This window comes from Streptomyces sp. BJ20 (assembly GCF_022869105.1).
GTDB lineage: Bacteria > Actinomycetota > Actinomycetes > Streptomycetales > Streptomycetaceae > Streptomyces > Streptomyces griseoincarnatus.
In genome coordinates this window covers 1,006,990-1,033,007 of record NZ_CP094918.1, presented here as the reverse complement: position 1 = coordinate 1,033,007, position 26,018 = coordinate 1,006,990, and the positions used below count along the sequence as shown (strand labels likewise).

The window sequence follows — 26,018 nt, the reverse complement described above, 5'->3', positions numbered from 1 at the left end:
ATGCACAGAGTCCCCAACGGGCTCCGGCCGGCGCCGCGTTCAGTGCCCCAGGTGCTTGCGCATGCTGCGGTCCACCGTGCGCTGCACGCGGTCCAGGATGTCCTTCACGAGCTTGCCGCGCTTGGGCCGGGCCTCGACACTGCCGAGGATTGCCCAGCCGTCGACGTAGATCACGGGGGCGTTGTCGTCGGGCGAGTCCTGCGGGACCACCTCGAAGGCGCCGAGCACGCCTCCGCCGGTGCCGCGCAGCGACACGTTCTCCGGGACGCGGATCTCGACGCTGCCGAAGACGGAGAAGGCCTTGATCATCACCTGCTGGTGGTCGAACAGCGCCTCGCTGAGGTCTATCTCCACGCTGCCGAAGACCGCGTACGCGTGGATGCGGCGGCCGGTGCGCCAGCGGCCCTTGCGGGCGGCGGCGCTGAACACCGCGACGACGCTGTCGTCGGGGTCGACCGGGAAGACGCCGGCGGCGGGGCGCCCGGGCGCGGAGAGGGGGGCCGCGCGCCGCTCGTGGGCGGCGGGAAGGTCCTGGATGAACCTTTCCAGCTCGCCCAGCGTCTTGGCGGTCAGCGCGCCCTCGACGCGCTCGGCGTGCTCGTCGGCCGTGAGCCGGCCCTCGGCGTGCGCGTCGTGCAACAGCTCGACGATGCGGTCCCGGTCGGCGTCGGAGGCGCGCAGCTCGGTGCTCCGCGGCGTCGTGTCCGGCTGCTGGGCGTGCTTCTGAAGGTCCACGGCAGCAGCGTACCCAAACGCGATAGATCGCGACTACCCCGCGACGCGGACAACTGAGGACAACCTCACAGGATCGGCGTCCGAGGCAGGTCCTAGGCTGGGAAGGCCCGCCGACGGAGGCGGGCGGTCTTCCGTCGAGTGAGGAATGGGCGAGATGCCTGAGTTCGAGTACGCCGATCTGCTCCCCATGGGAGAGGACACCACCCCCTACCGGCTGGTGACCTCCGAAGGTGTGTCCACCTTCGAGGCCGACGGCCGGACGTTCCTCAAGGTCGAGCCGGAGGCGCTGCGCAAGCTCGCCGAGGAGGCCATCCGCGACATCCAGCACTACCTGCGCCCCGCGCACCTCGCCCAGCTGCGCCGCATCATCGACGACCCCGAGGCGTCGGGCAACGACAAGTTCGTCGCGCTGGACCTGCTGAAGAACGCGAACATCGCGGCGGCGGGCGTGCTGCCCATGTGCCAGGACACCGGCACGGCGATCGTCATGGGCAAGCGCGGGCAGAACGTGCTGACCGCGGGCCGCGACGAGGAGGCCCTCTCCCGGGGTATCTACGACGCGTACCAGAAGCTCAACCTGCGCTACTCGCAGATGGCTCCGCTCACCATGTGGGAGGAGAAGAACACCGGCTCCAACCTCCCCGCGCAGATCGAGCTGTACGCGACGGACGGCGACGCCTACAAGTTCCTCTTCATGGCCAAGGGCGGCGGCTCCGCCAACAAGTCGTTCCTGTACCAGGAGACGAAGGCCGTCCTGAACGAGGCCTCCATGATGAAGTTCCTGGAGGAGAAGATCCGTTCGCTGGGCACGGCCGCCTGCCCGCCGTACCACCTGGCGATCGTCGTCGGCGGCACCTCCGCCGAGTACGCGCTGAAGACCGCGAAGTACGCCTCCGCGCACTACCTGGACGAGATCCCCGACGAGGGCTCGCCGCTCGGGCACGGCTTCCGGGACAAGGAGCTCGAGGAGAAGGTCTTCGAGCTGACCCAGAGGATCGGCATCGGCGCGCAGTTCGGCGGCAAGTACTTCTGCCACGACGTGCGCGTGGTGCGGCTGCCGCGGCACGGCGCCTCCTGCCCCGTCGCCATCGCCGTGTCCTGCTCCGCCGACCGCCAGGCCGTCGCGAAGATCACCGCCGAGGGCGTCTTCCTTGAGCAGCTGGAGACGGACCCGGCGCGCTTCCTGCCGGAGACGACGGACGAGCAGCTCGACGAGTCCGGCGACGTCGTGAGGATCGACCTCAACCAGCCGATGAAGGCGATCCTCGCCGAGCTGTCCAAGTACCCGGTGAAGACCCGGCTCTCGCTGTCCGGCCCGCTGGTCGTGGCGCGCGACATCGCGCACGCCAAGATCAAGGAGCGGCTGGACGCGGGCCAGGAGATGCCGCAGTACCTCAAGGACCACCCGGTGTACTACGCCGGCCCCGCGAAGACGCCCGAGGGCTACGCGTCCGGCTCCTTCGGACCCACGACGGCCGGGCGGATGGACTCCTACGTGGAGCAGTTCCAGGCGGCCGGCGGTTCGCTGGTGATGCTGGCGAAGGGCAACCGCAGCAAGCAGGTCACCGACGCGTGCGCCGCGCACGGCGGCTTCTACCTGGGCTCCATCGGCGGTCCCGCGGCGCGGCTCGCGCAGGACTGCATCAAGAAGGTGGAGGTCGTCGAGTACGAGGAGCTGGGGATGGAGGCGGTCTGGAGGATCGAGGTCGAGGACTTCCCCGCGTTCATCGTCGTCGACGACAAGGGGAACGACTTCTTCCAGGACCCGGCCCCGCAGCCGACGTTCACGTCGATCCCGGTGCGGGGGCCCGGACTCGCCTGAGCTCGTATCGGCCCTGACGGGCCTCGCCCTCGAACGCCGGAGGGGCTACAAGTAGCCGGTCCGGCGTTCGAGGAGCGGGGTCCGGTGCAGAGCCCGTGTCCGCATACCGGAATCCCCGTGCTGCTTTCGGACAAACATGGCCCTGCCCACCCTGTGCCGTTGATTCGATCAACAACCACTGTGACCCTTCCTGACAGCCCGGCATGCACATGCCATGCACGGGCCACCGCGTGGCAACCCCACAGCCACCGTCCGGAGGAGTCCAGGTGAAACGAAGATTCGCCATGGCGGGCACCCTGCTCGCCCTCGTGCTCGGCTTCGGCACACTCCCCGCCGCGGCCACCCCGTCCGGCACGTCCCCCGCCTCCACCCCCGCCGCTCTCGCCGCCCCCGACATCAGCATCACCGCGGTCCGGGCCCACCTCGACGAGCTCAGCGCCATCGCCGCCCGCAACGGCGGCAACCGCCGGTCCACCACCCAGGGTTACCGCGACTCCGTCGCCTACGTGAAGGGCAGGCTGCAGGCCGCCGGCTACACCGTCACCGAGCAGCCCTGCACCTCCGGCTGCACCAGCGGCGCCGGGCCCAACCTGATCGCCGAGTGGCCCCGGGGCGACGCGAACAACGTCTACATGTTCGGCGCCCACCTCGACGGCGTCTCCGCCGGACCCGGCATGAACGACAACGGCTCCGGCTCCGCCGCCCTGCTGGAGAACGCCCTGACGCTCGCCCGGGAGAACCCGGACATGCGCAACCGCGTCCGCTTCGCCTGGTGGACCGACGAGGAGCAGGGCCTCAACGGCAGCTACTTCTACGTCCGTACGCTGTCCTCGGCGGAACGCGCCAGGATCAAGGCGTACTACAACTTCGACATGGTCGCCTCGCTCAACGGCGGTTACTTCATCAACCACATCACCTCCGCGGCCGCCGCGCCGATGAAGGCGTACTGGGACTCGCTCGGCCTGCGGCCCGAGGAGAACACCGAGGGCGCCGGCCGCAGCGACGACTACTCCTTCGAGCGGTACTCCATCCCCACCTCCGGTTACGCGATGGGCGCGAGCGCCCGCAAGACCTCCACGCAGGCCGCCAAGTGGGGCGGCACCTCCGGCTCGGCGTACGACCCCTGCTACCACCGGGCGTGCGACACGCTGACCAACATCAACACCACCGGTCTCGACCGCGCCGCCGACGGCATCGCGTACACCCTGTGGCAGCAGGCCGTCGGCACCGGCGGCGGAGGGGGCACCTGCGACCCGGCCGGGGTCGTCGGCAACGGCGGGTTCGAGAGCGGGACCGCGCCCTGGACCGGGACCACCGCGGTCATCGCCGCCCACTCCGGCCGGACCGCGCACGGCGGCACCCGCTTCGCCTGGCTCGGCGGCAACGGCTCCACGAGCACCGAATCGGTGAGCCAGACGGTGACCGTGCCGGCGGACTGCACGCGCGCGTCGCTGGTCTTCTGGCTGCAGATCGAGACCGCCGAGTCCGGCAGCCGGGCGTACGACACCTTCACCGTCCGGGTGAACGGGTCCACGCTGGCGACCTGGTCCAACGTGCACGCGGGCGGAGGCTGGATCCAGCGGTCGGCCGACCTGTCCGCGTACGCCGGGCAGACGGTCACCGTGGCCTTCACCGCCACCGAGGACTACAGCCTGCAGACCGGTTTCCTGCTGGACGACGTGAGCCTGCAGAGCTCCTGACACCCCCCACGGGTCCCCGCCCCGCCGCGCGACGCGCGGCGGGGCGGACGGCGTTTTCGGGGAATACGCTCGTCCGACACCGCTGCTGTGCTCCACGGAGGTACACGATGACGACGACGGACGACGACCGGAACTACCGCATCGAGCACGACTCCATGGGAGAGGTGCGGGTCCCCGCGGACGCCAAGTGGCGGGCGCAGACCCAGCGCGCGGTGGAGAACTTCCCCGTCTCGGGGCAGCGCCTGGAGCGCGCCCACATCGAGGCGCTGGCCCGCGTCAAGGGCGCCGCGGCCAAGGTGAACGCCCGGCTCGGGGTGCTGGACAAGGACATCGCCGAGGCGATCCAGGAGGCGGCCGCGGAGGTCGCGGAGGGCCGGTGGGACGAACACTTCCCGGTGGACGTGTTCCAGACCGGGTCCGGCACCTCGTCCAACATGAACACCAACGAGGTGATCGCCACCCTCGCCACCGAGCGGCTGGGCCGGGACGTCCACCCCAACGACCACGTCAACGCCTCGCAGTCGTCCAACGACGTCTTCCCCTCGTCGCTGCACATCGCCGCCACCGCCGCGGTCACCCGGGACCTGGTTCCGGCGCTGGAGCACCTCGCCGACGCCCTGGAGCGCAAGGCGGAGGAGTTCGCGGACGTGGTGAAGTCCGGACGCACCCATCTGATGGACGCCACGCCCGTCACGCTGGGCCAGGAGTTCGGCGGCTACGCCGCCCAGGTGCGCTACGGCGTGGAGCGGCTGCACGCGTCGCTGCCCCGGCTGGCCGAGCTGCCGCTGGGCGGCACCGCCGTCGGCACCGGTATCAACACCCCGCCCGGGTTCTCCGCCGCCGTCATCGAGGAGGTGGCGCGGGCGACCGGGCTGCCGCTGACCGAGGCACGGAACCACTTCGAGGCGCAGGGCGCCCGGGACGGCGTGGTGGAGACCAGCGGGCAGCTCCGCACGATCGCCGTCGGCCTGACGAAGATCGCGAACGATCTGCGGTGGATGGCGTCCGGTCCGCGCACCGGCCTCGCCGAGATCGCCCTGCCCGACCTCCAGCCCGGCTCCTCGATCATGCCCGGCAAGGTCAACCCGGTGATCCCGGAGGCCGTGCTCATGGTGTGCGCCCAGGTCATGGGCAACGACGCGACCGTCGCCACGGCCGGCGCGTCCGGCAACTTCGAGCTGAACGTGATGCTGCCGGTGATCGCCAAGAACGTGCTGGAGTCGGTGCGGCTGCTCGCCAACGTCTCCCGCCTCCTCGCCGACCGCACGGTCGACGGGATCGTCGCCGACCGGGAGCGGGCCCGCGAGTACGCCGAGTCCTCGCCGTCCGTGGTCACCCCGCTGAACAAGTACATCGGCTACGAGGAGGCCGCCAAGGTCGCCAAGAAGTCGCTCGCGGAACGCAGGACCATCCGTCAGGTCGTACTCGAGGGCGGCTATGTCGAGCGCGGCGACCTGACCGTGGAACAGCTGGACGAGGCGCTGGATGTCCTGCGGATGACACGGCCGTAAAGCCTGGCGCGCCCGGGGTGAACCGTAATGGGTGCCACAGCGCTGTGTGGTCCGGCCACCTAATATCTGCGCATGACAGAGGGTGGAACCACGATGCGCGGCCACGCGGGCGGAGCGGCCCGTCACTGGGAGCCCGGGACGCAGATCCTGTGGCGGTACCGGGAGAACGGCGGCGCGCGCATCCACATCGCGCGCCCCGTCACGGTCGTGCGCGACGACTCGGAGCTGCTCGCCGTCTGGATGGCGCCGGGCACCGAGTGCGTGAAGCCCGTCCTCGCCGACGGCACCCCGGTCCACCGGGAGCCCCTCGCCACGCGTTACACCAAGCCGCGCACGGTGCAGAAGGACCGCTGGTTCGGCACCGGCGTGCTGAAACTGGCCCGGCCCGGCGATCCCTGGTCGGTGTGGCTGTTCTGGGAGCCGGGCTGGCGGTTCAAGAACTGGTACGTGAACCTGGAGGAGCCGCTCGTCCGCTGGGCGGGCGGGGTGGACTCCGAGGACCACTTCCTGGACATCTCCGTGCGGCCGGACGGGAGCTGGCACTGGCGGGACGAGGACGAGTTCGCGCAGGCCCAGCTGGACGGCCTGATGGCCCCCGCGCCGGCCCGGCGGGTGCGCGAGGCAGGGCGCGCCGCGGTCGCGGTGATCGACGCCTGGGGGCCGCCGTTCTCGGACGGCTGGGAGAACTGGCGTCCGGATCCGTCCTGGACGGTACCGTCACTTCCACAGGACTGGGACCGCACGGCGGCGCACGCGTCCCCGTGAGACCCTTGCTGCGCCCCCGGGCAGGAAACGTAGGATCGTCGTCCGCAAGGGCGCGGAGCAGCAACCACGGGAGCGCGCGCGAAGCTTGACCGGACGTCACCGAGGGGCGGCAGGACGTGAGCGAGGGGTACGGAAACACCGGCACGGGCCGACGACGGCCCGCCGGCGTCGCAGGAACAACCTCTGACCACACGCGAAATCCGTTCCGGGGGCGCCTGTTCCGGGTATCGGAGTTTCGGCGGATCGAACCGCGCGCACGGCGTGCGCCGGACGGATGGACTCGACACGCGTGACGGAGCAGCCGACCTCCTTCGAGCGCCCCCAGCCGGGCGTGGACCCCGCGGATCCCCGCGGGGCGTTCCTGCGTTCCCCGGCTCCCGCGGCCGGTACGGGGGCCGCCTTACCGGCACAGGGCCGCTCCGGCGGTGAGCCGCCCGCGCCCGGCGCCGCCACCCCCGGCGGGCCGGCGCCCGACGCGGCGGACGGTCCCGCGTCCGAGCACTCCCAGCCGGGCGCCGGCCCGGACGCGGAGCCGGACGCCCACCGTCCGCGGCCCGCGCCGGACGGCATCCCGGTGCAGCCGGCCGACGGACAGGGCCGGGTGGACCGGGCCCCGGGCGGCGCGGAGCGCCGAACGGGCCAGGTGACGCGGCCGGGCCGTCCCACGCCCATGCGGCGGGACGGGGACCGGCTGCGCTTCGTCGGCGCGGCCACCCGGCGGATCGCCCGCGGCATCGACCTGGACGAGATCGTGATGGGGCTGTGCCGGGCGACCGTGCCGACCTTCTCCGACGCGATCCTGGTGTATCTGCGCGACCCGCTGCCGGTCGGCGACGAGCGGCCGACGGGCCCGCTGGTGCTGCGGCTGCGCCGCACCGACCGGATCCCGCCCGAACGGGACACCGAGGGCGGCGGGTTCATGCCGATCGCGCCGCCGGAACAGCCGTCCGAGCTGGACTCGGTCGGCGAGGAGCTGTGCACGGTGCAGCCCGGCAGCGCGCTCGCCGAGGTGCTGCGCGGGGTCCGGCCGGTGTTCACGGACGCCCCGGCCGCACGGGCGGCGCTGCCCGAACTCCTCGGCGAGGAGGGCGCGGCGGCCGTCCCGGACGGCCAGCGGGCGGTTCTCGCGCCGCTGCGCGGCCGTCGCCGGGTGATCGGCGCGGCGCTGTTCCTGCGGCGTCCCGAGCGCATCCCGTTCGAGGCCGACGACCTGCTGGTCGCGGCGCAGCTCGCCACGCACAGCGCGCTGGGCATCGACAAGGCGGTGCTGTACGGGCGTGAGGCGTACATCGCGGACGAGCTCCAGCGCACGATGCTGCCGGAGACGCTGCCGCGCTGCACCGGCGTCCGGCTGGCGTCGCGGTACCTGCCGGCCGCGGAGACCGCTCGGGTCGGCGGCGACTGGTACGACGCGATCCCGCTGCCGGGCAGCCGGGTCGCGCTGGTGGTCGGCGACGTGATGGGCCACTCCATGACGTCGGCGGCCATCATGGGTCAGCTGCGCACCACCGCGCAGACCCTCGCCGGGCTCGACCTGCCGCCGCAGGAGGTGCTGCACCACCTCGACGAGCAGGCCCAGCGGCTCGGCGTGGACCGCATGGCGACCTGTCTCTACGCGGTGTACGACCCGGTCGCCCACCGCATCACCGTCGCCAACGCCGGCCATCCGCCGCCCGTGCTGCTGCACCTGGGCGGACGCGCGGAGGTGCTGCGGGTGCCCGCGGGCGCCCCGATCGGCGTGGGCGGGGTGGACTTCGAGGCCGTGGAGCTGGAGGCGCCCGCCGGGGCGACCCTGCTGCTCTACACCGACGGCCTGGTCGAGTCCCGGCTGCGTGACGTGTGGACCGGCATCGAGCAGCTGCGGGAGAAGCTCGCCGCGACCGCGCAGCTCACCGGGCCCGATCATCCGCCGCCGCTGGAGGCGCTGTGCGACGAGGTGCTCGACATGCTCGGTCCGGGCGACCGGGACGACGACATCGCGCTGCTCGCCGCCCGCTTCGACGGGATCGCGCCGAGCGACGTGGCGTACTGGTTCCTGGAGCCGGAGGACGCGGCGCCCGGCCGGGCGCGGCGGCTGGCCCGGCGGCAGCTGTCCCGCTGGGGCATGGACGAGCTGAGCGACTCGGTGGAGCTGCTGGTCAGTGAGGTCGTGACCAATGCCGTTCGGTACGCGTCGCGGCCGGTGACGCTGCGCCTGCTGCGCACGGATGTGCTGCGGTGCGAGGTCGGGGACGACGTGCCGCAGCTGCCGCGGCTGCGGCAAGCCCGTGCGACGGACGAGGGCGGGCGTGGGTTGTATCTCGTGAACCGGCTGGCCCGGCGGTGGGGGGCGACGCGGTTGAGCACGGGGAAGGTGGTGTGGTTCGAGCTGAACCACGGCTAGCGGTTTGCTGACGCGTGAGGGGGGCGCCTGGTGAGGTCACCGGGCGCCCCTTTTGTGTGGGTCGCCGCCGCGGGGGTTGCCGGCCTGCTGGTGGGTGCGGGTTGTCGTGGGCTGGTCGCGCAGTTCCCCGCGCCCCTGAAAGGGCGCGACCCGCCGCGGCGTTGCCGGCCCGCTGCCGGGTGCGGCCTGGCGTGGGCTGAGCGCGCAGTTCCCCGCGCCCCTGAAAAGGCGCGACCCGCCGTAGGGGTTGCTCGGCTGTGCCGGGTGCGGGTTGTCGTCGGCTGAGCGCGCAGTTCCCCGCGCCCCTGAAGGGGCGCGGGGAACTGCGTGTGTTGGGCCCTATTCGCGGTCGTTGTCCTGGGGCTCGTCCGGGCCGCCCGGGAGCTCGAAGGTGGGCGGCGAGGTCGTCGGCGTCTGCGACGGCGGAGGTGACGTCGGGGTCTGGGACGGGGGTTCCGTCGTCGGCGGCGGGGACGTGGTGGTCGGCGGGGCCGACGTCGTCGGCTCCTCCGTCGTCGGCGTCTGCGACGGCGTCTCCGACTGTGTCTCCGACTGCGACGGGCTTCGGGTGGGGGCCACGCCCGCGCCCTGCTCGGTCTCCAGGTCGAACTCGGAGACCTCCTTCATCACGCCGAAGGTGTACGCGGACCAGATCTCGGCCGGGAAGCCACCGCCGTTGACGCGGTAGTCGACGCCGCCGGCCTTGTACATCGGGACCTGCTTGCCGGTCTTCGGGTCCTCGCCGAACAGGCCGACGGAGGTGACCAGGCCTGGCGTGTAGCCGGTGAACCAGGCCGACTTGTTGTCGTCGGAGGTGCCGGTCTTGCCCGCGACCTGCTGGCCGTCGCGCAGCGGGTTGTCCCGCACGGACGCCTTCGCCGTACCGTCGTCGACCACGCCGGTGAGCACCGAGGTGACCGTGTCGGCGGCCCGCCGGCTGATGACCGACCCGCCGACCGGGTCGGGCATCTCGATCGTGCGGTCCTTGTGCTCGACCGACTTCACGATCGACGGCGTGACCTGCTTGCCGTGGTTGGCGAGGGTGGCGTAGACGCCGGCCATCTGCATCGGGCTGGCGCCCATGGTGCCGAGCGTCTGCGCGGGGAACGGGTCGAGGTTGTCGCTCATGCCGAGCGCGGACGCGGTCTTCATCACGTCCGTCATGCCGACGTCGACGCCCATCTGCGCGAAGACGGAGTTGACGGACTTGTTCATCGCCTCCTGGACGGTGATGTCGCCGTAGTCTCGGTCGTCCTCGTTGGGCGGGGCGAAGCCGACCTTCTCGCCGTCCTGGACCACGGGGCGCTTGCTGTCGCCGTCGTAGAGCGTGTCGGCCGTGATGGGCACGCCGTCCTGGGTCTCGGCGCCCCGCTCGAGGGCTGCCGCGAGGATCACCGGCTTGAAGGTGGACGCCGGCTGGTAGTCCTTGCGGGTGGCGTTGTTGGTGTAGTGCTTCACGTAGTCGACGCCGCCGTACAGGGCCACGACCTTGCCGGTCTTCGGGTCGACGGAGACGGCGCCGGCCTGGACGTCGGCGTCGACGGCCCGCTTCTTCGGGTCGAGCTTGCTGGTGAGCCGGTCCTTGACCGCCTTCTCCAGCTCCTTCTGCTTCTTCTTGTCGATGTTGAGCGTGATCGTGTAGCCGCCGCGGTCCAGCAGCGCCTTGGCCTGTTCCAGGTCCTCGGCGACGCCCTGCTCGACGAGCTGCTGCTTGACGGCCGTGTTGGCCGCCTCGACCAGGTAGCCGGTCTGGCCCTCCATGCCGGGGGCCGCCTTGGGCTCCTTCGGCACGGGGAACTTCATGCCGGCGCGCTCGCCGGCGTCCAGCCACTTCTGCTCGACCATGTTGTCCAGGACGTAGTCCCAGCGCTCCTGGACGAGCTTCTTGCCCCGGTCGCTGGCGATCGCCCAGTCGTACTGGTTGGGCGCCTGGAGCAGCGCGGCGAGGTAGGCGCCCTGTTCGACGGTGAGGTCCTCGGCGTCGACGCGGTAGTAGGCCTGGGCGGCGGCCTGGATGCCGTAGGCGCCGCGGCCGTAGTAGCTGGTGTTGATGTATCCGGCGAGGATGTAGTCCTTGGACTTCTCCCGGTCCAGCTTCAGGGAGATGACCAGCTCCTTGAGCTTGCGGGAGACGGTCTGTTCCTGCGTGAGGTAGTAGTTCTTGACGTACTGCTGGGTGATCGTCGAGCCGCCCTGCGCGCCCTTGCCGGACAGGGTGTTGAGGACACCGCGGGCGGTGCCCTTCAGGTCGACGCCGGAGTCCTTGTAGAACGTCTTGTTCTCGGCGGCGACGAACGTGCGCTGCACGGGCTTGGGGACCCGGGCGAGGTCGACGATCTCGCGGTTGCGGTCGCCGTCGCGGGCCATGAGGCTGCCGTCGCTGTACTCGTAGACGTTGCTCTGCAGCTCGGCGTCGGCGTTCCCCTCCGGGATGTCGATCATCATGTACAGCACGATGAAGGCGCCCATGCCGAGCAGGCACAGGGCGAAGAAGGTGCCGACGATCTTCTTCCAGGTGAAGAGGCGGCGTATGCCGGTGCGGCCGCCCGCGGCGGCAGCGCGGCGGCCCTTGGGTGCCGCACGGCGCCCGCCGCGCTGTCGTGCGCGTCTTTCTTCCGCTCGTCCCATACGCCTGTTCCGCTCCGCTTCGTATCTGTGCGCTCATGCGGCACACACGTTCGCCGCTCAGGTCAGCTCAGCAAGCTAACACCGGGAGCTATGACAAAGGGCCGCCGATCCGGCCTTTACGGACGTGACAATCAGCACCCACTTCAACGGAACCGACGTACGAGAGACGCCCGAGGTTGCCATGAACAGATAATGTGATATCACTTAGATAGAACGTTGACAGACCGAGCGACAGAGACACGGAAGACCGCGCCGAGGCGCGCGGAGAAGCGGGGGATCCTCCATGACCACACACGACGCGCAGGTCACGGCCGACGTGCCCGAGATGCCGGCCCCACGCGTCCGGGAGACCCCGGCGCACAGCATCGGCGGCGGACTGGCCCTGCTGCTGGGCCTGGTCGGACTGCTGGGCGGCGTGGCGATGATCGTCGTGGCCACGGCGGTCGAGGGCACGGGCGCGAAGGCCGGCCTCATCACCGGCGGCATCCTCGTCGCGCTCGCCTCGTTCGTCGCGATGTGCGGGCTGAACATGGTGGCGCCGGGCGAGGCGCGGGTGGTGCAGCTCTTCGGCCGCTACCGGGGCACCATCCGCCAGGACGGCCTGCGCTGGGTGAACCCCTTCACCTCCCGCACCAAGATCTCCACCCGGGTGCGCAACCACGAGACCGCAGTGCTGAAGGTGAACGACGCCTACGGCAACCCGATCGAGCTGGCCGCGGTCGTGGTGTGGCGGGTCGAGGACACCGCCCAGGCCACCTTCGAGGTGGACGACTACGTCGAGTTCGTCTCCACCCAGACCGAGGCGGCCGTGCGGCACATCGCCATCGAGTACCCCTACGACGCCCACGACGAGGACGGCCTGTCGCTGCGCGGGAACGCCGAGGAGATCACCGAGAAGCTGGCGGTCGAGCTGCACGCGCGCGTCGAGGCGGCCGGCGTGCAGATCATCGAGTCCCGCTTCACGCACCTCGCCTACGCCCCCGAGATCGCCTCGGCGATGCTCCAGCGACAGCAGGCGGGCGCGGTCGTCGCGGCGCGGCAGCAGATCGTGGAGGGCGCCGTGGGCATGGTCGAGACGGCCCTGGCCCGCATCCAGGAGCAGGACATCGTGGACCTCGACCCCGAGCGGAAGGCCGCGATGGTGTCCAACCTGATGGTCGTGCTGTGCGGTGACCGCTCGGCGCAGCCGGTCCTCAACACCGGGACGCTCTACCAGTGACGGCACCGTCCGGGGGCCCGGCCCCGCAGCGCCGGCCGCAGCGCAAGCAGGTGCTGCTGCGGCTGGACCCGGCGGTGTACGAGGCGCTGGCCCGCTGGGCGGGCGACGAGCTGCGCTCGGCGAACGCGCAGATCGAGTTCCTGCTGCGCCGCGCCCTCGCGGAGGCGGGCCGCCTCCCCGGCGAAACGGGCCCACTCCCCCGCCGGGGCCGCCCCCCTGGCACCCGCCCCCCGACCGGCGGAACCCCACCCTCCGACTGAACCGGCCCCCGCCCCGCGAGGCGGGGGCCGGACGCATGACCGACCTCAGTGACAGAACCGTGACAACGGGCCCTCACCTGCGGTGTCCGCAGTTCGGCCGTGATCTGCGCACACCGCGTATACATGCCGCGTATACACGGTGTGTAGAGTGCTCCGCATGTCCATCGGTCACACCCTCCTGGGGCTCCTGGAGTCCGGGCCGCGTCATGGTTACGACCTGAAGCGCGCCTTCGACGCGAAATTCGGTCACGACCGGCCGCTGCACTACGGCCAGGTCTACTCGACGATGTCGCGGCTGCTGAAGAACGGCCTCGTCGAGGTCGACGGCATCGAGGCCGGCGGCGGCCCCGAGCGCAAGCGGTACGCCATCACCGAGGCCGGCGTCACCGACGTCGCCCAGTGGCTCGCCACGCCCGAGAAGCCCGAGCCGTACCTCCAGTCGACGCTCTACACCAAGGTCGTCCTCGCCCTCCTCACCGAGCGCGACGCCGCCGACGTCCTCGACACGCAGCGCTCGGAGCATCTGCGCAGCATGCGCGTGCTCACCGACCGCAAGCGCAAGGGTGACCTCGCCGACCAGCTGATCTGCGACCACGCCCTCTTCCACCTCGAGGCCGACCTGCGCTGGCTGGAACTGACCGCCGCGCGCCTCGACAAACTCCGTGAGGCGGTGGCCCGATGACCCTGTCCGCACCCGCCGGTTCCCTGCTCGCCGCACGGGACCTGGAGAAGACGTACGGTCCGACCAAGGCTCTCGACGGGGCCGCGTTCTCCATCCACCCGGGCGAAGTCGTCGCCGTCATGGGCCCCTCCGGCTCCGGCAAGTCGACCCTGCTGCACTGCCTCGCCGGGATCGTCACCCCCGACGCCGGATCCATCACGTACAACGGCCGCGAGCTGACCACGATGAACGACTCCGGGCGCAGCGCCCTGCGCCGCTCCGAGTTCGGCTTCGTGTTCCAGTTCGGCCAGCTCGTTCCGGAGCTGACCTGCGTGGAGAACGTCGCGCTGCCGCTGCGGCTGAACGGCACCCCCCGCAAGGAGGCCGAGCGCACCGCCCTCACCTGGATGCAGCGCCTGGAGGTCGACGACGTCCGCGGGAAGCGGCCCGGCGAGGTGTCCGGCGGTCAGGGCCAGCGGGTCGCGGTCGCCCGCGCGCTGGTCACGGGACCGCGCGTGGTGTTCGCCGACGAGCCGACCGGCGCGCTGGACTCGCTGAACGGCGAGCGCGTGATGGAGCTGCTCACCGAGGCCGCCCGCTCCACCAACGCCGCCGTGGTCCTCGTCACCCACGAGGCGCGGGTCGCCGCGTACTCCGACCGCGAGGTCGTCGTCCGCGACGGCAAGGCGCGCGACATGGAGCGGGCCGTATGAGCACCCGTCAGTGGGCTCGGGACCTCGCGCTCGGCGCCCGCTTCGCCGTCACCGGCGGCCGCGAGGGCTGGACCCGGGCCCTGCTCACCGCCGTGGGCGTGGGCCTCGGTGTGGCGTTGCTGCTGCTCACCGCCGCCGTGCCGAACCTGCTCGACGGACGCGACCGGCGGGAGGACTCCCGCCAGGACCACGCATACGCCCAGGACACCCTGCGCCCGTCGGACGACACCCTGCTCATCGCGCACGCCAACAGCGACTTCCGCGGCAGCGACCTGCGCGGCCGGCTGGTGGAGCCCGAGGGGCCGGACGCCCCGGTGCCGCCCGGCGTGAACGAACTGCCGAAGCCCGGCACGATGGTGGTCTCCCCCGCGCTGAAGGAGCTGCTCGGGTCCGACGAGGGCAGGCTGCTGCGGGACCGGCTGCCGTACGACATCGTGGGCACCATCGGCGACCCGGGACTGATCGGCTCCCAGGAACTCGCCTGGTACGCGGGCGGAACGGGCCTGGCCGAGCAGCTGGGCAGCCCGACGGTCATGCGGATCGACGCCTTCGGCGCGGACCCCAGCCAGTACACAGAACCGCTCGACCCGGTCCTGGTGATGCTGACGCTGGTCATCTTCGTGGTGCTGCTGGTGCCGGTCGGCGTGTTCATCGCCACCGCCGTGCGGTTCGGCGGCGAGCGGCGCGACCGCAGGCTCGCCGCCCTGCGGCTGGTCGGTTCGGACAGCCGGATGACCCGGCGGATCGCCGCGGGCGAGGCGCTCGCCGGCGCGGTGCTCGGGCTGCTCTTCGGTACCGTGTTCTTCCTGGCCGGACGCGAATTCGCGGCATCCGTCGAGCTGTTCCGCATCAGCGTCTTCCCGAGCGACCTCAACCCCTCCCCGCTCCTTGTGCTGCTGGTCGCGGCCGCGGTCCCGGCCGCCGCGGTGGTCGTCACCCTGCTCGCGCTGCGCGGCGTGGTGATCGAGCCGCTGGGCGTGGTCCGCACGGCGCGGCCGGCCCGCCGCCGGCTGTGGTGGCGGCTGCTGCTGCCGCTCGCCGGTGTCGGCATGCTCGTGCCGATGCTCGGACAGGGGCGCCACAACGGCGACTTCAACCAGTACCTCGTCGTCGGCGGTGTGCTGTGCCTCCTCGTCGGGGTCACCGCGCTGCTGCCGTGGCTCGTGGAGGCGGTCGTCGCCAGGCTCGGCGCGGGCGGTCTGGCCTGGCAGCTCGCCGTGCGCCGGCTCCAGCTGAGCAGCGGCACGGCGGCCCGCATGGTCAACGGCATCGCCGTGGCCGTGGCCGGCGCGATCGCCCTGCAGATGCTGTTCACCGGCATCGACAGCCAGTACACCCGCGACACGGGACAGGACGTGTCCCGCGCGCAGATGCAGGTCGAGCTGCCCGACGGCGTCCCGGTGGCCCCGGCCGCGGCGGCGTTCGAGAAGACCGAGAGCGTGCGCGACGTCCAGGCGCTGTCCTACGGATACGCCTACGAGAAGCTCACCGACGACCCCGAGGAAGCGGCGCGGGGAGCGCAGCTGACCGTCGGCGACTGCGAGGCCCTGCGCATGCTCGCGAAGCTGACCGCCTGCCGGGACGGTGACGTCTTCGCGCTCACCGGCGCGGACTACGACACGGACACGCCGGCCCTCAACAAGCCCGGCCGCGCCCTGCACATGCAGCCTGTCGGCGATCCCACCGCCCCTCAGCAGGACGTCGTCTGGACCGTGCCCGAGGGCGTGAAGAGCGCGGCGGCCGTCCAGGACCCCACCGGGAATCTGAGCAGCGGATTCCTGCTGACGCCGGGCGCCGTGACGCCCGGCGTCGAGAAGCGGGTGTCCGGAAGGCTGTGGCTCGGCATCGACGAGTCGGTGGCCGACGCCCAGGAGCTGGTGCGCAACACGGCCGCCTCCGTCGACCCGCTGGCCCATACCTCGACCTGGGTCGCCACCGAGCGCACCACTCGGTTCGACTCCATCCGCACCGGCCTGTTCGTCGGCGCCACCGCAGTGCTGGTGCTCATCGGGGTGAGCCTGCTGGTCTCGCAGCTGGAGCAGCTGCGGGAGCGCCGCAAGCTGCTGTCGGCCCTGGTCGCGTTCGGCACCCGGCGCCGCACGCTGAGCCTGTCGGTGCTGTGGCAGACGGCGGTGCCGATCGGGCTGGGCCTCGCCCTGTCGGCGGTGGTGGGCACCATCCTCGGCGCGGTGCTGCTGCGCATGACGGCGACACCGGTCCGGGTGGACTGGGGCAGCGTGCTCGGCATGACGGGCGTCGGCGCGGGCGTGGTCGCCCTGGTGACCGCGCTCAGCCTCCCGCCCCTGCTGCGCATGATGCGCCCGGACGGTCTCCGTACGGAGTGACCTCCGGGGGCGTCAGGACCCCGCCCCGTCCTCCACCGTGCGGACCGGCAGGTCGCGCATCGCCCCGCGGAGCGCCGCCGCCAGCTGTTCGTACTCCGTCGCCCTCGCCGTGCCCGTGCGCATGGCGAGGGCGATGCGGCGTTTCGGGGCGGGGTCGGCGAAGCGCGCGGTGAGGAGGCGGTCGGCGCGGCTGGTCTCCACCTCGACGGCGGTGCGCGGCAGCAGGGTGACGCCGAGGCCGCCCGCGACGAGCTGGACCAGCGTGGAGAGTCCGGCCGCCGTGGTGGTTGCCGCGACCCCCGCGCTGCCGGCCTCACGGCAGATGTCGAGGGCCTGGTCGCGCAGGCAGTGCCCTTCGTCGAGCAGCAGCAGGTTCAGCTCGCGCAGCACCGTGCGGGGTATGCCGTCGCGCCCGCCGAGCCGGTGTCCGGGCGGGGTGACCAGCACGAAGTCCTCGTCGAACAGCGGCAGTTCGGTGACCCCGGCGACGCCGAGCGGCACGGCGAGCAGCAGCAGGTCGAGCCGCCCCGCGGCCAGCCCGTCGAGCAGGCTCGCGGTGTGCTCCTCGTGCACCTGGAGGTCGAGGCGCGGATAGCGGTCGTGGACCAGCCGCAGCACCGTCGGCAGCAGATACGGCGCCACGGTCGGGATGACGCCGAGCCGCAGCACCCCGGTGAAGGGCGCCCGCAGCGCGTCCGCCTCCTCCATGAGCGCGCCGACCTCCGTGAGCACGGACTTCGCGCGTGCGGCGAGCTGTTCCCCGGCCGGGGTGAGCAGCACTCTGCGTGTCGTACGCTCCACGAGCGTCACGCCCAGCGTCTCCTCCAGCGCGGACAGCGCTCCGGACAGCGCGGGCTGACTCATCCCCAGGGCTCCGGCGGCGTCGCGGAAGTGCAGATGCTCGGCCACCGCCGCGAACGCCCGCAGCTGGGCCAGGCTCGGCTGCCTGCGCCGGTCACCGACAGTCACTGATAGGTCCCTCCGATCAACCCGACCGAGTGTAGCTATTTCACTGATCAATGCACTCTGTGCCAACATCAACCAGGTCCAACCCATGGGAAACACCCGCAATCGGGGTGTTTCTTCGCTGCAAGGAGAGCGCGTGCTCACTGTCGGTGACAAGTTCCCCGAGTTCGAACTGACCGCCTGCGTCTCGCTGGAGAAGGGCAAGGAGTTCGAGACGATCGACCACAAGACCTACGAGGGCAAGTGGAAGGTCGTCTTCGCCTGGCCCAAGGACTTCACCTTCGTGTGCCCGACCGAGATCGCCGCGTTCGGCAAGCTGAACGACGAGTTCGCCGACCGCGACGCCCAGGTCCTGGGCTTCTCCGGTGACTCGGAGTTCGTCCACCACGCCTGGCGCAAGGACCACGACGACCTGCGCGACCTGCCGTTCCCGATGATGGCGGACCCGAAGCACGAGCTGATGCGCGACCTCGGCATCGAGGGCGAGGACGGCTACGCCAAGCGCGCCGTGTTCATCGTGGACCAGAACAACGAGATCCAGTTCTCCATGGTGACCGCCGGCTCCGTCGGCCGTAACCCGAAGGAGGTCCTGCGGGTCCTGGACGCCCTGCAGACCGACGAGCTCTGCCCGTGCAACTGGTCCAAGGGCGACGAGACCCTGGACCCGGTCGCGCTGCTGTCGGGGGAGTGAGCTGACATGTCCCTCGACTCCCTGAAGTCCCGCATACCGGACTACGCCAAGGACCTGAAGCTCAACCTGGGCTCGGTCATCGGCAATTCCGACCTGCCCGCCCAGCAGCTGTGGGGCACGGTGCTGGCGACCGCGATCGCCTCGCGCTCCCCGATCGTGCTGCGCGAGCTGGAGCCGGAGGCCAAGGCGAACCTGTCGCCCGAGGCGTACACGGCCGCCAAGGCCGCCGCCGCGGTGATGGCGATGAACAACGTCTTCTACCGCACCCGCCACCTGCTGTCGGACCACGAGTACGGCAACCTGCGGGCCGGGCTGCGGATGAACGTCATCGGCAACCCGGGCGTCGACAAGGTCGACTTCGAGTACTGGTCCTTCGCGGTCTCCGCGATCAACGGCTGCGGCATGTGCCTCGACTCGCACGAGCAGGTGCTGCGCAAGGCCGGCCTGGACCGTGACGTCGTCCAGGAGGCGTTCAAGATCGCCGCGGTGGTCCAGGCCGTCGCCGCGACCCTCGACGCCGAGGCGGCCCTCGCGGAGTAACTCCGCGCCCGCCCCGTCGTGTACGGGCCCGTCCACCCCGCAGGGGTGGACGGGCCCGTCGCCGTTTCCACGCGCCTCGTGGGCGCCGGTCCGTGGGGGGCGCGCCCGCCACGGGCGCCGTGAGCGGCTGCCGTTCGCGCGCAGGCGCCCCGCGTCAGCGCTCGCCCGAGGGACGGTCGGATTCCCCGGGCCGCTCGGACTCCGTGGCCGGGGGCTGCGGTTCGGAGTGCGCCGGGCCCGGGGCGTCCGGGGCGGACATGGCCGTCGCGCCCCGCGGCCGGGGCGACTGGGCGAGGGCCGCCTCGTGGGAGAACGCCCGCAGATAGCCGACGACGGTGTTGGAGACGGCGACCAGCGGCACGGCGACCACCGCGCCGCCGATGCCCGCCACCAGACCTCCGGAGGCCACCGCCAGCACCACCGCGAGCGGGTGGACCCGCACCGCGCGCCCGAGGATGAACGGCTGGAGGATGTGGCCCTCGATCTGCTGGACCGCCAGCACCACCACGAGCACCATCACACCGGTGAACACGCCCTGGGTGACGAGCCCGACGACGACGGCCAGCGCGCCGGACACCACCGCGCCGACGAGCGGGATGAACGAGAACAGGAAGATGAAGACGGCCAGCGGCACGGCCAGCGGCACGTCGAGGAAGTAGATGCCGAGCCCGATGAAGATGGCGTCGATCAGCGCCACCACCACCGTGCCCCGCACGTACGCGGTGAGCGTGCGCCAGGCCACCGGGCCGGCGCCGGCGACGCCCGGACGGGCCGCGGCCGGGACCAGCTTGAGCGACCACTGCCAGATCCGCTTGCCGTCGTAGAGCAGGAACAGCGTCGAGAAGACCGCCAGCAGGATGCCGGTGAGCGCCTCGACGACGACCGTGACGCCCTCCAGGCCGGCCGAGGTGATCTGCTCGGTGTTGGCGCCGACCGCCTCGCGCAGGTTCTTGGCGATCTCGTTGATCTGTTTGTCGGTGACGTGGAAGGGGCTGTTGAGCAGCCAGTTGCGCAGCTCGTCGATGCCGTCCTGGATCTGGTCGGCGAGGGTGTCGACGTTCTCCATGACCTGCCAGGTCACGAACCAGCCGATGAGGCCGATCACGACGAAGCCGAACAGCGCGGTCAGCGCGGTGGCCGGTCCGCGCGGCACCCCGAGCCGCCGCAGCCGGGCGACGGTGGGCTGGAGCAACGCGGTGATGAGCAAGGAGGCGACGAACGCCAGCACCACCAGCTGGACGGCGCTGATGATGCGCATCAGCACCCAGACGGTGCCCGCGAGGATCAGCAGGCGCCAGCCGGCCTCGGCGGCGACCCTGACGCCCCAGGGCACGGCCTGCGCCGGGTCGGGGCGCGCCGGGAGCACCACCGGGGTGTACTCGGGGGGCGGGAGTGTCCGGTCGGGGTCGGCGGTGTAGCGCGCGGAGTCGTCGTCCGGCCCCTGGTCGCGGGTGACTTCGGCGCGGCGCTCCTCCAGTCGTCTGCCGACCTTCGTCAGTCCGGCTCCGACCCGGTCGAGCCACCCTGGCAGTCGCGACATGATCCGTCCTCTTCCCCCGTTTCCGCCCACCAGTCCCCCTGGCACCGTCGGTCAGACGGTACAGGGCGACAGCCCCGCACCGTAGGACGGTGCGGGGCTGTCGCGGAGTCGAGCGCGCCGCGGGGCGGCGGGGCGGTCCTGAGGACCTAGTACCAGTGGTTGGCCTGCCAGAACTCCCAGGCACCGCACGGGCTGCCGTAGCGGCTGTCCATGTAGTTGAGGCCCCACTTGATCTGGGTGGCCGGATTGGTCTGCCAGTCGGCGCCGGCGGAGGCCATCTTGGAGCCCGGCAGGGCCTGCACGAGGCCGTAGGCGCCGGAGGAGGGGTTCTGGGCCTGGTAGTTCCAGCTGGACTCGTGGTCCACGATGTTGCTGAAGCACTGGAACTGGTCGGCGGGCACCATCTGGCGGGCCATGGCCTGGACGTCGGCGACCGAGTAGGAGGCCTGGGCGGCGAAGGAGGACGCGTCACGCACGGCGGAGCGGCTGGCGGCCTTCTCGGCCTCCTCGCGCTCCTTGGCCTCCTGTGCGGCCTTCTCCGCTTCCTTCTTCTTCGCGATCGCGGTCTCGGCGGCGGCCTTGCGGGCTGCCTCCTCCGCGTCCTTCTTGGCGGTCGCGTCGGCGGCGATGGCCATCGTCTGGGCCTGCTGCGTCAGCGACGCGGTCTGCACCTGCGCCTGCTGCCCTGCGGGGATGTCCGCGAGCAGCGTGGTGCCGGCTGCCGTCGCTTCGGCGTCGTTGTTCTGCGCTGCGGTGCTGCCTGTGGCAACGCCGACGACGCTTCCGACAGCGGTGACCGCCGTGGCCGAGGCCACTGCGAATCCCCGGACCGAGATCCGGCTCACACGGTTTCCTTCCAGCGTCGCCCGCTTCGGTGACCCTCGCGGACGCAATCGTGCCCCTGACACTGGCCTCCCCAACTACGGGTCACGGGAGGCACGGGCCCGGTGGGCAACTCCCTCGACAGGAGCGCCGCGTGGTGCTCGGGCGGCATACGACGACGCTATGGAGTTGAAACGGTGTTCCTGGTGGTTCTGCAACGCTGGGGTTGCAGCTGTGTCGTATGCGGGGCCTGACAGGAGTGAGACTCTGCCGTAACCGGGCGGCGCAAGGCAATTCTCTGTTGCGTGTGAAAGCTCACATGCCGTTTGGCCCTGGTGATTATCGGAAAGCCACACACGCGCCGACGCCGCCCGGCTAGGCTCTACGCCTTTCCCGGACGGCGCCAACTCGCGCGTAACCGCCCCGCGTTGGGACGCGAGGGTCAGATGTGACCGTCTTCGAGCATTTCGGTCACAAGGGCCGCGATCTGGGACCTCTCGGACCGGTTCAGGGTCACGTGGGCGAACAGTGGATGCCCCTTCAGCTTCTCGACGACGGCGACCACACCGTCGTACCGGCCGACCCTCAGATTGTCCCGCTGTGCCACGTCATGCGTCAGGACGACCCGGGAATTGGCCCCGATCCGGGACAGAACGGTCAGCAGGACGTTCCGCTCCAGCGACTGGGCCTCGTCCACGATGACGAACGCGTCGTGGAGCGAGCGGCCCCGGATGTGGGTGAGCGGCAGGACCTCCAGCATGCCGCGCGCGGTGACCTCCTCGATGACCTCCCGGCTGGTGACCGCCGACAGCGTGTCGAACACGGCCTGGGCCCAGGGGCTCATCTTCTCGGCCTCGGAACCGGGCAGATAGCCCAGCTCCTGCCCGCCCACCGCGTACAGCGGGCGGAAGACCATCACCTTCTGGTGCTGCCGCCGCTCCAGCACGGCCTCCAGGCCCGCGCACAGCGCGAGCGCCGACTTGCCGGTGCCGGCCCGGCCGCCCATGGACACGATCCCGACGTCCGGGTCGAGCAGCAGGTCGAGCGCGATCCGCTGCTCGGCGCTGCGGCCCTTGATGCCGAACGCCTCCCGGTCGCCGCGCACCAGGCGGACGTTGCCCTCCGGGGTGACCCGGCCGAGCGCCTTGCCGCGCTCGGACTGGATGGTCAGGCCGGTGTGCACGGGCAGCTCGGCCGCCTCGGGCACGTACACATGGCCTTCCTCGAAGAGGATGTCCACCTGCTCGCCGGGCAGGGTCAGTTCGGACATTCCGGTCCAGCCGGAGGAGTCCGTGATGGCGAGCTCCGCGCGGTACTCCTCGGCGAGGAGTCCCACGGAGGACGCCTTGATCCTGAGCGGGAGGTCCTTGGAGACGACGGTGACGTCGAACCCCTCCGCCTGCAGGTTGCGGGCGACCGCGAGGATGCGGGAGTCGTTGTCCCCCAGGCGGTAGCCGCTGGGCAGCACGCTGGGGTCCGAGTGGTTGAGCTCGACCCTCAGGGTCCCGCCGAGCTCCCCGGTGGGGATGGGGGCGTCGAGACGGCCGTACCGCACCCGGTAGTCGTCCAGCAGGCGCAGGGCCTGGCGGGCGAAGTAGCCGAGCTCGGGGTGGTTCCGCTTGGCCTCCAGCTCCGTCACCACGACGACGGGGAGCACGACCTCGTGCTCGTCGAAGCGGCTCGGGGCATGGGGGTCGGCCAGCAGGACGCTGGTGTCGAGAACGTAGGTGCGCCGGTCTGGCTTGTGGCGCTTTGCGCTGGTCACCACGGAAGGACGAACCCCCTCGGATGAGGTCGGGGAGCGACGAGGCGGAGCTGGACCGGTCGACGGCCCTGATGCACGACGGGCCGAGAACCGGCCCTCCGCCGCTTCTTCCGTGCCGTGACCGCACGGTCGGGCTGGTGCAAAGGGCCTCCCGGGCGGACGGCTCCCGTGCCGTCCGCTGAGATCCGACACCCGTGGTTCGGGCGTCGACCTGACTGAGTTATGCCCTCGAACAAGCGCTGCCATGCCACAGCCCGTGACGGCGCGCGGGTGAACGGCGCGTGACCCCTGGTGACACACGGGGGGCGCCGGAGGAGCGGGGTGATGCGGGAGGTGCCCCGCGGTGACGCGATGACGCGGTGGTGCGGGGAGAGGAGGAGCGGGAGACGGGGCGTGGAGGCCGGGTGCGGGCTCAGCCGCCGAAGCGGCGGTGACGGGCCGCGTAGTCGCGCAGCGCTCGCAGGAAGTCCACCTTGCGGAAGGCCGGCCAGAAGACCTCGCAGAAGTAGTACTCCGAGTGGGCCGTCTGCCAGAGCATGAATCCGGACAGCCGCTGTTCGCCGCTCGTACGGATGACGAGGTCCGGGTCGGGCTGCGCCTTGGTGTAGAGGTGACGTCCGATCATGTCGACGTCCACGGACTCGGCGAGCTCGTCCATCGGGAGGCCCTTGTCGTGGGCCTCGAGGAGCATGGAGCGCACGGCGTCGGCGATCTCCTGGCGCCCGCCGTACCCGATGGCGACGTTGACGACTATTCCGTCGACGTGCGCCGTGGCCGCTTCCGCTTCCTTCAGGACCGTCTGCATCCCGGAGGGCAGGAGGTCGAGGGTGCCCACGTGGTGGACCCGCCAGCGCCCGTCGGCGGCGAGGGTGCGCACCACGTCCTCGATGATGCCGAGGAGCGGGACCAGCTCCTCCTTGGGCCGGTCGAAGTTGTCCGTCGACAGCAGCCACAGGGTGACCACCTCGACGTCCGTCTCGGAGCACCAGCCGAGGAACTCCTCGATCTTCTCGGCGCCGGCCCGGTGGCCGTGCATCGTGCTGGAACCGGCGGCCTTCGCCCAGCGGCGGTTGCCGTCCATGATGACGCCGATGTGCTTCGGCACCTGAGCGGTGTCCAGGTGGCCTTCCACCCGGCGCGCGTACAGCCTGACCAGCAGGCTCCGCAGCTTGTCGCGCAGGTTCACGTGATCGTCAGCCCCTCCGTGCGGATCGGACAGGCGCGGCACCCCGCCGCGTCGCGCGGCAAGCGGCCCGGTCTCGGCCGCGGGCGGCCCCTGCCCGTATGGCGGTCCCCAGAGGCGAAGCGTACCCCCGCCGGGGCGGGGGTCCCCAACGTCCGGGCTGACGCGCTTTTGTCAGCTGTGCTGTGGCGGCACGCCGTTTGTGCGGTCACAGCAGCACGCCGATCCCGGAGGTCGTGAGCATGACGAACGGCGTGGCACGGAGGGATCGGCCGCTGGGCCGGGGGGAACCGGGCTGGGCGGCTGGCGGCTGGCGGCTGGCGGCTGGCGGCGGGGCAGCGTCCGGCGGAGGCCCGGAAAGCGGGCATGAAAAAACGGGCCGGTCCGTGGGGGGGAGACGGACCGGCCCGAGGGGGGGTTTCCACCATAACCCTTCGTAAGTGATGCTGCGTGCATCGGCGCGACACAACTACTCTCCGAAACCGTCCGACGACGCCCGGAAGCCCTCGGAGAGGCCGATTCAGGGGGTCTTTGTGGCCGGAACCCGGCGAAATCGCGCGAAAAAAGAGCGCTGAGGGGACTCTGTGCACGGTGTGACACCAACCCTGCACCTTTCCGGCCACTCTTCCGGCCGTCCCCCCGACGGGTGACCCCGACGAAGGCCGCGGCTTGACCCGGAGGCGGGACGCAGCGATGGGAAGGAGAGGCGGCCGGGAGGAGAGGGGGCAAGGAGGAGAGGGGGCGGTGCGAGCCCGGGAGCGCGGCCACCGCGCAGCCCCCTCCACTGCGCGGTGACCCTTCCGCGCAGCTTTGCTCGCGCGAATCAATTGGTCCGAACCTAAGCGATGCGTCGCCACGGAGACCAGCCCTCACCCATAACGATGCGGACACTACGCGCGTGGACCGCGGGCGCTCCTCCCTACCTGCGGGCTTCGACGAGGTGCCGTGAGCTGTGGGCGACGAAGGGCCCCTCGCCCTCGATCCGCTCGTGCAGCTCCCGCAGTCGCGGCCGGTAGGCCTCGACCGCGAAGCCGGGGACCAACCAGACCACCTTGCGCAGGAAGTGCACGACCGCGGCGATGTCGTGGAACTCCATGCGCAGCCGCTCGGCCCGCAGGTCCACGACCTCAAGACCGGCCGCCTCGGCGTCCCGCCGCTCCCGTTCCGGGTCGCGCGCGGTGCGGCTGTCCTCCGGCAGCGGGCCGAGGAAGTACTCGACGAGTTCGAAGGCGCTGGCGGGCCCGACGTGCTGGGCCAGGTAGGTGCCGCCGGGCCGGAGCACACGGGCGGTCTCGCGCCAGTGCGGCCGGACGGGGTGCCGGCTGGTGACGAGGGAGAAGGACGCGTCGGCGAAGGGCAGCGGCGCTTCCTCGGCTGCCGCGACGACGGTGGCGCCGTACGGCCGGAGCGTGTGCGCCGCCTTGCGGACGTTGGGCGGCCAGCCCTCGGTGGCGGCGACCAGCGGGGGCTGCCGTGACGCCCGGCCGAGGGAGAACGCGAGGACCTCTCCCCCGCCGGTCTGGACGTCGAGGACGGGCCCGTCGACCGAGCCCAGCCTGCGGGCGACGGTGGTGGCGTACCCCCAGGACGGCCGGGCCTCGGTGGCGCGCCCCTCGAACCAGGAGAAGTCCCACCCCTCGGTGGGCACGGAGGCGCCTTCGGCGAGGAGCTCGTCGAACGTACGGGCCGGGGGGCGGGGTCGAGGCTGGCTCATGCGGCGAGGATGCCCGAGGGCGGGGCGGCTCGTCGCGTGCTTTTCCCCGGCCCTC

20 protein-coding genes are annotated in these 26,018 nt (G+C 71.5%); 12 read left to right on the top strand and 8 right to left on the bottom strand.

All coding sequences use genetic code 11. From position 1 onward, the window contains the following. Window positions 1-39: 39 nt before the first annotated feature. Window positions 40-735 carry a DUF1707 domain-containing protein gene (locus MTR79_RS04885; protein ID WP_048455847.1) on the bottom strand — a complete coding sequence of 232 codons (696 nt, stop codon included), beginning with the start codon at window positions 733-735 and terminating at the stop codon, window positions 40-42. 145 nt (window positions 736-880) lie between these two features. Between MTR79_RS04885 and MTR79_RS04880 the strand changes: the two genes are divergently transcribed. From MTR79_RS04880 to MTR79_RS04860, 5 genes are all read left to right on the top strand, one after another. Then, a complete protein-coding gene (locus tag MTR79_RS04880) occupies window positions 881-2,557 on the top strand; it encodes a fumarate hydratase (protein ID WP_086705378.1) in 1,677 nt (558 codons plus the stop codon). Window positions 2,558-2,841: 284 nt separating this feature from the next. Next, window positions 2,842-4,257 (top strand): M20/M25/M40 family metallo-hydrolase, encoded by a 1,416-nt coding sequence (locus tag MTR79_RS04875; protein WP_244793067.1) that lies wholly within the window; start codon window positions 2,842-2,844, stop codon window positions 4,255-4,257. A 107-nt stretch (window positions 4,258-4,364) separates the two neighbouring features. Further along, window positions 4,365-5,768, top strand: a complete 1,404-nt coding sequence (locus tag MTR79_RS04870; protein WP_244789308.1) for a class II fumarate hydratase — start codon at window positions 4,365-4,367, stop codon at window positions 5,766-5,768. 72 nt (window positions 5,769-5,840) lie between these two features. Further along, window positions 5,841-6,533 carry a DUF402 domain-containing protein gene (locus MTR79_RS04865; RefSeq protein WP_244789306.1) on the top strand — a complete coding sequence of 231 codons (693 nt, stop codon included), beginning with the start codon at window positions 5,841-5,843 and terminating at the stop codon, window positions 6,531-6,533. 274 nt (window positions 6,534-6,807) lie between these two features. Continuing rightward, a complete protein-coding gene (locus tag MTR79_RS04860; RefSeq protein WP_189364306.1) occupies window positions 6,808-8,916 on the top strand; it encodes a SpoIIE family protein phosphatase in 2,109 nt (702 codons plus the stop codon). 339 nt (window positions 8,917-9,255) lie between these two features. On the opposite strand, the gene MTR79_RS04855 is transcribed toward MTR79_RS04860, so the two are convergent. Next, window positions 9,256-11,544, bottom strand: coding sequence for a transglycosylase domain-containing protein (locus MTR79_RS04855; protein ID WP_244789304.1), 2,289 nt, complete (start codon window positions 11,542-11,544; stop codon window positions 9,256-9,258). 283 nt (window positions 11,545-11,827) lie between these two features. On the opposite strand from MTR79_RS04855, the gene MTR79_RS04850 reads away from it, so the two are divergent. The 5 genes from MTR79_RS04850 to MTR79_RS04830 all read left to right on the top strand — a co-directional run bounded on the left by MTR79_RS04850 (window position 11,828) and on the right by MTR79_RS04830 (window position 16,742). Further along, the gene (locus MTR79_RS04850) at window positions 11,828-12,763 is read left to right on the top strand and encodes an SPFH domain-containing protein (protein ID WP_086704677.1); all 936 of its coding nucleotides are present in this window, start codon (window positions 11,828-11,830) and stop codon (window positions 12,761-12,763) included. Then, window positions 12,760-13,023, top strand: coding sequence for a hypothetical protein (locus tag MTR79_RS04845; protein WP_122215624.1), 264 nt, complete (start codon window positions 12,760-12,762; stop codon window positions 13,021-13,023). Before MTR79_RS04850 ends, MTR79_RS04845 begins: the two co-directional genes overlap by 4 nt. A 157-nt stretch (window positions 13,024-13,180) precedes the next feature. Further along, the gene (locus MTR79_RS04840) at window positions 13,181-13,705 is read left to right on the top strand and encodes a PadR family transcriptional regulator (RefSeq protein WP_114876135.1); all 525 of its coding nucleotides are present in this window, start codon (window positions 13,181-13,183) and stop codon (window positions 13,703-13,705) included. After that, complete coding sequence (locus tag MTR79_RS04835) at window positions 13,702-14,397, top strand: ABC transporter ATP-binding protein (protein ID WP_189364308.1); 696 nt, start codon at window positions 13,702-13,704, stop codon at window positions 14,395-14,397. The genes MTR79_RS04840 and MTR79_RS04835 overlap by 4 nt, the downstream gene beginning before the upstream one ends. Further along, window positions 14,394-16,742: an ABC transporter permease gene (locus MTR79_RS04830; protein ID WP_244789302.1), complete on the top strand. Its 2,349-nt coding sequence runs from the start codon at window positions 14,394-14,396 to the stop codon at window positions 16,740-16,742. The genes MTR79_RS04835 and MTR79_RS04830 overlap by 4 nt, the downstream gene beginning before the upstream one ends. A 12-nt stretch (window positions 16,743-16,754) precedes the next feature. Here MTR79_RS04830 and MTR79_RS04825 read toward each other — a convergent pair whose 3' ends face one another. Further along, window positions 16,755-17,711 carry a LysR substrate-binding domain-containing protein gene (locus tag MTR79_RS04825; protein ID WP_086704890.1) on the bottom strand — a complete coding sequence of 319 codons (957 nt, stop codon included), beginning with the start codon at window positions 17,709-17,711 and terminating at the stop codon, window positions 16,755-16,757. Window positions 17,712-17,844: 133 nt separating this feature from the next. Between MTR79_RS04825 and MTR79_RS04820 the strand changes: the two genes are divergently transcribed. Together MTR79_RS04820 and MTR79_RS04815 are read left to right on the top strand one after the other, a co-directional pair. Next, entirely contained in the window at window positions 17,845-18,399 is a 555-nt protein-coding gene (locus tag MTR79_RS04820) for a peroxiredoxin (RefSeq protein WP_033272205.1), read from the top strand. Between the two features lie 6 nt (window positions 18,400-18,405). After that, window positions 18,406-18,939, top strand: a complete 534-nt coding sequence (locus MTR79_RS04815) for an alkyl hydroperoxide reductase (protein WP_048455859.1) — start codon at window positions 18,406-18,408, stop codon at window positions 18,937-18,939. Between the two features lie 154 nt (window positions 18,940-19,093). Here MTR79_RS04815 and MTR79_RS04810 read toward each other — a convergent pair whose 3' ends face one another. The 5 genes from MTR79_RS04810 to MTR79_RS04790 form a co-directional block, all read right to left on the bottom strand. Next, window positions 19,094-20,479 carry an AI-2E family transporter gene (locus MTR79_RS04810; protein ID WP_086704889.1) on the bottom strand — a complete coding sequence of 462 codons (1,386 nt, stop codon included), beginning with the start codon at window positions 20,477-20,479 and terminating at the stop codon, window positions 19,094-19,096. Window positions 20,480-20,625: 146 nt separating this feature from the next. Next, a complete protein-coding gene (locus MTR79_RS04805; protein ID WP_086704888.1) occupies window positions 20,626-21,324 on the bottom strand; it encodes a transglycosylase SLT domain-containing protein in 699 nt (232 codons plus the stop codon). Window positions 21,325-21,743: 419 nt separating this feature from the next. Further along, window positions 21,744-23,069: a PhoH family protein gene (locus MTR79_RS04800; protein WP_048455862.1), complete on the bottom strand. Its 1,326-nt coding sequence runs from the start codon at window positions 23,067-23,069 to the stop codon at window positions 21,744-21,746. A 409-nt stretch (window positions 23,070-23,478) separates the two neighbouring features. Beyond that, window positions 23,479-24,252, bottom strand: coding sequence for an isoprenyl transferase (locus MTR79_RS04795; RefSeq protein WP_086704887.1), 774 nt, complete (start codon window positions 24,250-24,252; stop codon window positions 23,479-23,481). 916 nt (window positions 24,253-25,168) lie between these two features. Beyond that, window positions 25,169-25,963 carry a methyltransferase domain-containing protein gene (locus tag MTR79_RS04790; protein WP_244789300.1) on the bottom strand — a complete coding sequence of 265 codons (795 nt, stop codon included), beginning with the start codon at window positions 25,961-25,963 and terminating at the stop codon, window positions 25,169-25,171. Between the last annotated feature and the right edge of the window lie 55 nt (window positions 25,964-26,018).